The 1,635-nt window shown below is 57.1% G+C and carries 2 protein-coding genes and 1 pseudogene; 1 reads left to right on the top strand and 2 read right to left on the bottom strand.

Translation table 11 applies throughout. The features are described 5' to 3' along the window. On the bottom strand, positions 1–470 hold a 470-nt coding region (locus tag CW742_RS12215; RefSeq protein WP_292420755.1), incomplete at its 3' end, for a stage II sporulation protein M. Then, on the bottom strand, positions 463–1,329 hold the full coding sequence (locus tag CW742_RS12210) for a DUF63 family protein (RefSeq protein ID WP_292420753.1): 867 nt from the start codon (positions 1,327–1,329) through the stop codon (positions 463–465). The genes CW742_RS12215 and CW742_RS12210, both read right to left, overlap by 8 nt. Positions 1,330–1,371: 42 nt before the next feature. On the opposite strand from CW742_RS12210, the pseudogene egsA reads away from it, so the two are divergent. After that, positions 1,372–1,635, top strand: a pseudogene (gene egsA / locus CW742_RS12205) (NAD(P)-dependent glycerol-1-phosphate dehydrogenase); the annotation flags it as partial.

Below are 1,635 nucleotides of genomic sequence, written 5' to 3'. Positions count from 1 at the left end.
AACGCATGTGCGGCGACCGCGGAGTCCCCGCCCCCGTACCATTCCGCGATCAGCACCTGTGAAAGGAGGATGCCAAGAGCGCCGGAAAGAATGAACGCCGGAATTTCGAATATCCCGTGGGGGACGATAGCCGCCGCAACGAAGAGGGCCGAGTGCTCCTTGCTGATGATCTCGAGGATCGCCCCTATGACGATCCCGTTGAGACTCATGATGAAGATCGTGAGGATCCCAAACGATGCTCCGCCAAGGAAGAGGAGGATGCAGGCCTCCAGGTTGTTGAAGAAGAGCTTGACGAACATGTCGGGCGGGTTGGTTGCGTCCATGTTACCGGCTACTTCCTTCTCGAAGAGCTGCATGAGGTCTTCGCCGATTTGCGGATCCTGGGCAGAACCGACCCAGCCGACGGTAATGGTTGTGAAGAAGAGGAGGAGCGTGATGATGATGGCGTTTGTCAAAGGGGCGTTAGACATGGAGGACCATCCGTATCATGCCCCTGATACCTGGTGCGAACCCGACAACGATCATCGCAAGCAGGACCAGGTGCCAGAACGCGGTGTTTGCCTCTTTGCGGTAGAGCTCCATAACGTAAATGGACGGAAAGAGAACGACGAGCTTCAGCGGGTACATAACAAATGCGGTACCCGTGGCATCGATGAGTGCTGATCCTACCACATGCTGCTCAACGTACTGGACAGATGGATGAAGATCGATGCCGTAACTGGTTGCGCTTGCATCGAGGAGCTGGCCGAAGAGGAGGGTGATGTAGAGCGGGTCGGTTACATAGGTCCATGAGAGGACGTATCGCATGAACGCCCAGACGGCCGCTGTCGAGGCAAGGGCCATGAACGGGATGAGGATGAGGATGAAGAAGTTGATTCCGTTGTGGCTCATGCTCCATGCGACAAGGAGGAGGGATGCAACCATCAGTGCAAAGGTACCGGCACCGGCATACAGGGTGTTGAAACTCCCACCGATCCCCTGTTTTGCGAGATACAGGGAGGCAAACATCATGGTGACGGTGAACGCGAAGAGCACGAAGTAGATGAGCGGGGTGATGAGGAGGAACCGGAAGGACCCCTCGATCATACCGGTATCCTCGATGACCCGCATGACGCCGCCCAGAACGACATACGGCAGGGTTGCCAGGATGAAACCCTGGTCGATCTTAAAACCGATGTCGGTGAGCCAGGTCGATGTCGTAAGCCAGCGGTAGAGGAGGTAGACGCCGGCAACGAGGATGAGTGCATAGGTGAGCGTGTCGACAATATTGTACGCCTCGCCCTGCGTGATGGGATCGATGTAGTATTTGTATATGAAGTCACTAACCATCCATAGATTAGAATGAGTGCAGATGGGATAAAATTACTCAGGGTGAAGGGCCCCGATCGATCGACATGGATGCAGCTGCCCCGCAATGTCGTGATCGGTCACGACGTGTACGGGCAGATCCCCGCTGTCTGTGCCGACCTGAAACTGGGGTCTTCTGCACTCCTCATCTCGGGAAAATGGACCATGGAGCTCGCCGGCGAGCGCGTGCGGGGGATCCCCGCGGCGCGCCATGCCGTGAAGACCTTCTCCGCCGTAACGATCAGCCCCGCTGTTATCGAAGCCGCTGCGGCGGCAGCGGCTGGCGCA

The organism is Methanoregula sp., from assembly GCF_002835825.1.
Lineage (GTDB): Archaea > Halobacteriota > Methanomicrobia > Methanomicrobiales > Methanospirillaceae > Methanoregula.
Note: the sequence above shows the minus strand (reverse complement) of the source record. Positions and strands in the feature narration are given on the sequence as shown.

Coding starts and splice junctions, on each gene's coding strand:
- CW742_RS12210 (WP_292420753.1), bottom strand. CDS start 1,329: ATGGTTAGTGACTTCATATACAAATACTACATCGATCCCATCACGCAG.